The sequence below is a fragment of the Nocardiopsis lucentensis DSM 44048 genome (assembly GCF_000341125.1).
GTDB lineage: Bacteria > Actinomycetota > Actinomycetes > Streptosporangiales > Streptosporangiaceae > Nocardiopsis > Nocardiopsis lucentensis.
On sequence record NZ_ANBC01000775.1, the window covers coordinates 1 to 6,705 of the forward strand.

A 6,705-nucleotide genomic window follows, 5' to 3' on the forward strand; every position below is an offset into this window, starting at 1 on the left:
GAGGCGTTCGAGGGCGTCTTCCCGCAGCGCCGGGACGACGACTCGCCCGAGCGGGTGCGCCGTTGGCTGGACGCGCTGCCCGAGTTCGCGCGGCGCGCCGACGCCGAGGGGCTGTTCGCGGAGGCGGACGAGGTGATCATCACCGCGGGTGGCAGCAGCTACCCCGACCTGGTCGCCGACGCGCTCTCGGAGCCGTCCGGGCTGTCACGCCCGGTCCGGCGGATCATCCGCTCCGGCTGCTACGTGACCCACGACGACCTGTTCATGGAGCGCGCGTCCCCCCTGCGCTCCGCCGCCGACGACGATCCGCTGCGCCCCGCGCTCACCTGCCACGCGCGGGTGCTCTCCCGGCCCGAGCCCGGCCGGACCCTGTTGGGAGTCGGCAAGCGCGACGTGTCCTTCGACATCGACCTTCCCGTCCCCCGCGCCCTGGTGCGGGGGGAACGCAGGATCCCCCTCGAGGGCGCGGCGCGCGTCGTCGCGCTCAACGACCACCACGCCTTCCTCGACGTCACCGGTACCGGCCCCGACACGCCGGCCGTCGGCGACGTCGTCGAACTGGGGCTGTCCCACGCGTGCACGGTGTTCGACAAGTGGCCGCTGATCCCGGTGCTCAACGAGGAACACCGGGTCGTGGACGCCGTTCGCACGCTGTTCTGACCGTGTCGGGACCCGACGCGCCCCACATCCGTATCGCACAACCACATCGCACCATCGAGGAGCAGGACATGGCCAGCAAGAAGCAGATCGTCACCGCCCCGGACGCCGCGCCGCCCGGGGGACCGTATTCGCAGGCGGTCATCGCCGGTGACTTCGTCCATCTCGCGGGCGCCACCCCGCACCGCGCCGACCGCTCACTGGTGGACGGGTCCTTCGAGGAGCAGGCCCGCGCGACCTTCGACAACCTCGTCACCGTGGCCGAGGCCGCCGGGTCGAGCCTGGCCGACGCCGTTCAGGCGAGGGTCTACCTGCGCGACCTCGACGACTTCCAGGCGATGAACGCCGTCTTCGCCGAGTACTTCGGAGACGAGCCCCCGGTACGCACCACCATCCAGGCGGACCTTCCCGGATTCCTCATCGAGGTCGACGCGGTGTTGTACAAGCCCGCTCGGTAGGCGGTGCCTGTTTCCGGCCCTCCGCCCCGTCTCGGTCCGTCCGGCGCGCACGCGTCGGACGGACCCCACCCTCCTCACCCGCTCCGTACCCTCTGTGGTCGTTGAGCGTCATCCCCCCGTGACCTTTGGACGTGTGTCATGATCGAAACGCATATGGGCTACCTGGTGGCCCTGCTCGCCGCTGTCCTGTTCATGCTCGGTATCAGCTGGTGGGTGGCCCGCCGCACCAGCGGTGGCGAGGACTTCCTGCTCGCCGGACGCAAGCTCGGCACCCCCTTGCTGATGGGCAGTGCGCTGGCCACCCTCGTCGGCACGGGATCGACCCTCGGCGCCATGGGCTTCGCCTACGAGAACGGCTGGGCGGCCGCGCTGTACGGGATCGGCGGCGCTGTCGGCGTCTTCCTGCTCGTGTGGATCTTCGCGAACGTGCGCGAACACGGCTTCATGACCTTCTCCGAGGAGATGAGCTACTACTACGGCGCCAGCCGGGCGGTGAAGGGCGTCGTGGCGGTCCTGCTGTTCCTGGCCTCGGTCGGCTGGCTGGGCGCGCACATCATGGGCGGGGCGATGTACCTGTCCTTCCTCACCGGGATGGACACGAACCTGGCCAAGGTGGTCGTCGCACTGGGCTTCGGCCTGTACACCGTGGTGGGCGGCTACCTGGCGGTGGTCATCACCGACGCCGTCCAGGGCACCATCCTCTTCCTCGGGTTCACCATCCTCGCCGTGCTGGCCCTGGTGGCCGTGGGCGGGTTCGACGGGATGCACGAGGGGATCAGCGACGAGGCCGCCTCCATGCTGGGAGTCGGGGCCCTCGGCCCGCTGCCCGCGCTGTCGCTCGCCGTGGTCAACGCCGTGGGGGTACTGGCCACGCCCTCCTTCAGGCAGCGGATCTACTCCGCGGTCAACGTTCGCACCGTGCGCCGCAGCTTCCTGCTCACCGGCATCCTGTTCGCCGCCTTCTCCCTCCTCCCGGCCGTCGCGGGGATGTCGGCCAGCGCACTGGCACCCGGGCTGGAGAACCCGGACATGGCCTTCCCGTACCTGGCCACGACCCTCTTCCCGATGTGGGTGGGTGCGTTCCTGCTGGTCGCGGGCCTGTCGGCGACGATGTCCTCGGGCGACTCCGACGCGATCGTCGGCGTGACGATCCTGATGAGGGACATCTCCCAGGTGGTCACGGGACGGCTGCCGAAGGCGGAGCGGCTGGTGGCCTACTCGCGGTGGGCCCTGGCGGCGGTGCTCCTGCTGGCCTTGGCGTTCGCCCTGTTGGCCACGACGATCATCGGCTACATCAACATGATGATCTCCACGGTGCTCACGGGGCTGCTGGTGGCCTCGCTCCTGGGCAAGTTCTGGCCGCGCGCCACCTGGCAGGGCGGGATCGCCGCGATGGTCGGCGGATCGGCCGCGGCACTGGTCGTGAACAACGTCGACGCCTACAGCGACTTCTGGGGGAACGCCGTGCTGCCGTCGTTGGCGATCGCCCTGATCGCGGGGGTGGTGGTCAGCCTGGTCACCCCGAGCACGACGGTCACTCGGGAGGAGGCGCTGCGCCGTCTGGCGGAGGAGCGCGCGGAGCTGGAAGTGGGGGATCGGGTCCGCGGCGGCGAGGCTGGTGAGAGGCAGCGGGGGTGAGACGCCCGCTCGCGGACCCTCGGGCGGGGTCCCGCCCGAGGGTCCGGGCGGGCAACGGGGCCGCGTGTCCGTGGCGACACTCGTTCCGCGGCACCGTCACGCGATCGGGGAAAGCGATTGACCTCAATCAAAGTTGAGGTATCAGGATGGGTCCGTGAACGAACGTGACACACAGGAGATCAGGGATCTGCTGGCCGCCCACACCCGACTGTGGATCGACCACGAGATGGACGCCTGGGGCGAGTACTTCACCGAGGACGCGGACTTCGTGACCCACCGCGGCCTCTGGTGGAGGTCGCGCCGGGAGAACGTCGAGGGGCACGAGGACGTGCCCGCCTCCGTGCTCGGCCAGAAGGCGAACTACTCCCAGGAGGTCGTGAGCGTCCAGGGGATCGCCCCGGGCGTGGCGCTCGTCCACACCCTGTGGACGTGGCCGGGTCACCGGCTCCCGGCGGGCGGGGAACCGGAGGACCGGCGCGGTGTCATCACCTACGTGCTGGTGCGGCGCGGGGCCGGATGGAGGATCCGCGCCGCGCACAACACACGGGTGAACGGCCTGGCGGACTTCGGTCCGACGCCGGATCGAGGCGGGCAGGCCGGCGCCGTTCGCGGCTGAACTCCGTCCGGGGCCTCAGGCATCGAAGCGCCTGCGGGCGTCCTCGATGCGGCCGAGGTGCTTCTGGGTCCAGTCGCACATTCCGTCGACCGTCGCGCGCAGGCCCCGTCCCGGCTCGGTGAGGGTGTACTCGACCCGAGGCGGCACGGTGGGGTACACCTCCCGCTCGACCAGGCCGTTGCGCTCCAGCATGCGCAGGTTCTGGGTGAGCATCTTGTGGCTGATGCCCTCGACCCCTTTCCGCAGCTCGCTGAAGCGCAGGGTGCGGTCGCCGAGGGTCTCGATGATCAGCAAAGCCCACTTGTTGGCGACGTCCGAGAAGATCTCCCGCGCCAGGGAGTCCGCGCGCCTCAGGTCCGCGTCCTCGGACAAGTCCTTGAGCTGTTTGGTCACCACGAGGTTCCCCAGTCACTGAAAAGTGCGTTCTTCCATGTCAGCCAACACTCTCCTACGGTTTTCGAGTAACCACAAGAGACCGTGTGTGGGCGGGCGCGATCCCACCACACCGAACACGGAGAGAAGGCGGTATGGCCGTCACACTGATGAACCCCGAGGCACTGCCCCAGATCGACGTCTATCGGCAGGTGTCGATCTCCTCCGGGACGAAGCTGGTCTTCGTCGCCGGGCAGGTCGCCTGGGACGCCGAGGGGGTCACCGTCGGCGAGGGCGACCTCGCCGCGCAGGTCGAGCAGTGCTACCTCAACATCGGCGCCGCCCTGACCGGGGCCGGCGGTTCCTTCGACGACGTGGCGAAGCTGACCGTCCACGTCGTCGACTGGACCCCGGACAAGATGCCGGCGCTCCTGGAGGGGATCTCCAGGGCGTCCGCGAAGCTGGGGACCACGCCGGTTCCCCCGGCCACGCTGCTGGGCGTCGCCGCCCTCGACGTCCCGGAGCACCTGGTCGAGATCGAGGCCGTCGCGGTCCTCGACTGAACGGGCGCGCCCGACCACCGCGCGCCGGAAGGCGCGCACAACAAAGAACGGGTGCCCACCTGCGTGGACACCCGTTCCTCCGTCGGGGTGGCGGGATTTGAACCCACGACCTCTTCGTCCCGAAGCGGAATCGGTCCGGAATCCCACCCTGGACCAATCCCTCGAATCGACCTAGAGTCCCTGGTAGAGCGGCGTTTTGGAGTGCCGCGCAGGGTCGAGCCCTGACCGATGATGACGCACGGTCCACGGTCAAACGACGGTCAGGGAGAAGGGTTCAGCCGCGGAGTTCTCGCGGAAGCGTGTAGGGCGGGCTGGGAGGCCGCGCTACACCGCCTACTTCAAGGACATCAAGGGCAAGGAGCGGTCGGCGGGCACCTTCGCCAACAAGCGGGACGCCGACAGGGCGTGGCAGCGCGCCGAGGCACGGTTGGCGGAGGGGCGGGTGGGTGATCCGGCCCGAGGCCGGAAGTCCTTCCAGCGCTACGTGGAGGAGACCTGGCTCCCCAACCACGAGGTGGAGGCGACCACTCGGCAGAGCTACACCTACTCGATCCGCAAGCACATCATGCCCGAGTTCGGTCCGATGCGGATGGTGGAGATCCTGCCGGAGCACGTCCGGGCATGGGTGGCCAAGCTCAAGGACGCTGGAGCCTCGCCGGTGACGATCAAGTACAACAAGGTGTTGTTGAGTGCCATCTTCACGACTGCTCTGAACGACCAGGTGGTCTATCTACACCCCTGCAAGGGCGTACGCACTCCGCATGTCCTGGTGAAGCCGCGCACGATCGTCACTCCAGAGCAGTTCGATTCGGTATACCGGGCGCTGCCCGCCGCATGGGCGCGGTTGCTGGTCGAGACCGCCATAGAGAGCGGACTTCGCTGGGGTGAGCTGTCCGAGCTACGGGTCAGGGATCTGGACACGCGCACCCAAATCCTGACCGTGAGCCGTGCGGTTGTGGAGGTCAACCCGGAGTTCCACCCCACGGGTGGTCGGTTCCTCGTGAAGGAGTACCCGAAGGGTCGCGAGTACCGGCGGTTCAAGCTGAGTACGCAGATCGCCCGCAAACTCCAGGAGCATGTGTCGGAGAGGAGGTTCCGTAGGGATGACCTCTTGTTCCCGATGCCCGCCGAACCCAGGACTCCCAAGCTCCGAGCCGTCCCCGACCCTGGCGCCTTGGGCCGCACCGAACCCAACGACAAGGGTCGGACCTAACAGCACGGCACCCTCAGTGCGTACGCAGCGGGCAAGTGCCGGTGCCGCCACTGCAAGGACTCCTACGCCTTGTATCGAGCCCGCCGCCGTTCAGAGGGCAAAGACAACCCCCGACCCTCCCGAACCCCGGACACGGACGGACACATCTCGTCCGACTGGTTCCGGTGCCAGGTCTGGAAGCCAGCGCTCAAGGCAGCCGACATCGGCGTCAGCCTGCGTATGCACGACCTTCGTCACGCACACGCCTCCTGGCTGCTGGCGGGTGGTGCAGATCTCCAGATTGTGAAGGAGCGCTTGGGCCACGCCGACATCGCCACCACAGCTCGCTACCTGCACACCCTGCCGGGCGCCGACGAGACCGCCCTTGATGCCCTCTCGCGCATCCGCAACCGCTCGAGCTCCCGAGCTCGTGATTGAAGGCCGTCCTGGCCGGTGACGTGCGGTGGATACCCCCACACCAGGTGATCCCGTCACGCATGAGTGACGTAAGTCACATCACTGGTTCTCAATATGAATATATCAGTAGCTTGCTAGATAAAGTCGCAGGTGGGGAGGGTGTGGCTGATAAAGTGTAGCTACATTTTTCAACCGTCTTCTTGTTTTAAATATGCCCCAGTTTCGTAGATCAGAGCGAGAAGGGGTGGTTTCTTGCGGTAGGTTTGCTGTAGTGCTTAGATCCTTGGCTCTCGCTTTTGGCGACCGAAGGTTGCATGCGTCGGCGGTCGTCGTCGGACGTTGAAGAATCGGCCGATTGGTGGAGGTGAGCTATGGGTCTCAAGCGTGATGGTCAGTTCTGGAAGGCGCCCTGGTTTTGGCGGACGGTATCAGACCTGGTCAGGCTCTTGGTAGAGATCTTCAAGAGTTAGGCCGTCCCCGTGAGGGGTCGGCCTGGTGACGGAGCCTCGGTGTGGTTTGCGGCCTGATCGGGGCTCCGTCTATCTACTGCGTAGGAACCGGTTGTGCAGCGCTGCACAACTTCTGATCTGAGCATACATTACTGGTTATAGTTCGTGTACTAATCCCAGGGGTCTGTGAGGTGTGGATTCTTGTCAGGGAATCATGATTCCATATCTTCGCAGGTCGCGCAGTGGGATGGATGCGATCGAGCCTTGAGAACTGGTTAGAATTCGGTGAATAATCCCTACTGAGTTTTTCGTTAGTTCTTCGGGTATGAGGGGTGGATCTCCA

Annotated in this window: 7 protein-coding genes and 1 pseudogene; 7 read left to right on the forward strand and 1 reads right to left on the reverse strand. The window is 66.8% G+C overall.

Annotated features, from left to right (window positions below; translation table 11 throughout):
• The 4 genes and pseudogenes from D471_RS0127055 to D471_RS0127070 form a co-directional block, all read left to right on the forward strand.
• Positions 1-660 (forward strand): annotated as a pseudogene (locus tag D471_RS0127055) (alanine racemase); the annotation flags it as partial.
• Positions 661-728: 68 nt separating this feature from the next.
• A complete protein-coding gene (locus D471_RS0127060; protein WP_017601515.1) occupies positions 729-1,115 on the forward strand; it encodes a RidA family protein in 387 nt (128 codons plus the stop codon).
• A 138-nt stretch (positions 1,116-1,253) separates the two neighbouring features.
• Complete coding sequence (locus D471_RS0127065; protein ID WP_026128118.1) at positions 1,254-2,753, forward strand: sodium:solute symporter family protein; 1,500 nt, start codon at positions 1,254-1,256, stop codon at positions 2,751-2,753.
• A gap of 154 nt (positions 2,754-2,907) precedes the next feature.
• The gene (locus D471_RS0127070; RefSeq protein WP_017601517.1) at positions 2,908-3,369 is read left to right on the forward strand and encodes a YybH family protein; all 462 of its coding nucleotides are present in this window, start codon (positions 2,908-2,910) and stop codon (positions 3,367-3,369) included.
• Positions 3,370-3,384: 15 nt separating this feature from the next.
• Here D471_RS0127070 and D471_RS0127075 read toward each other — a convergent pair whose 3' ends face one another.
• A complete protein-coding gene (locus D471_RS0127075) occupies positions 3,385-3,762 on the reverse strand; it encodes a winged helix-turn-helix transcriptional regulator (RefSeq protein WP_241479728.1) in 378 nt (125 codons plus the stop codon).
• A 134-nt stretch (positions 3,763-3,896) separates the two neighbouring features.
• Between D471_RS0127075 and D471_RS0127080 the strand changes: the two genes are divergently transcribed.
• The 3 genes from D471_RS0127080 to D471_RS42125 all read left to right on the forward strand — a co-directional run bounded on the left by D471_RS0127080 (position 3,897) and on the right by D471_RS42125 (position 5,934).
• Positions 3,897-4,304 (forward strand): RidA family protein, encoded by a 408-nt coding sequence (locus tag D471_RS0127080; RefSeq protein WP_017601519.1) that lies wholly within the window; start codon positions 3,897-3,899, stop codon positions 4,302-4,304.
• Positions 4,305-4,746: 442 nt separating this feature from the next.
• Entirely contained in the window at positions 4,747-5,517 is a 771-nt protein-coding gene (locus D471_RS42120) for a tyrosine-type recombinase/integrase (protein WP_017601520.1), read from the forward strand.
• Positions 5,518-5,586: 69 nt separating this feature from the next.
• Positions 5,587-5,934, forward strand: coding sequence for a tyrosine-type recombinase/integrase (locus D471_RS42125; protein ID WP_152486463.1), 348 nt, complete (start codon positions 5,587-5,589; stop codon positions 5,932-5,934).
• Positions 5,935-6,705: the final 771 nt, after the last annotated feature.

Excerpts from the sequence above, each read along its gene's own strand:
- D471_RS0127060 (WP_017601515.1), top strand. The coding sequence starts at position 729 with ATGGCCAGCAAGAAGCAGATCGTCACCGCCCCGGACGCCGCGCCGCCC.
- D471_RS0127065 (WP_026128118.1), top strand. The coding sequence starts at position 1,254 with ATGATCGAAACGCATATGGGCTACCTGGTGGCCCTGCTCGCCGCTGTC.
- D471_RS0127080 (WP_017601519.1), top strand. The coding sequence starts at position 3,897 with ATGGCCGTCACACTGATGAACCCCGAGGCACTGCCCCAGATCGACGTC.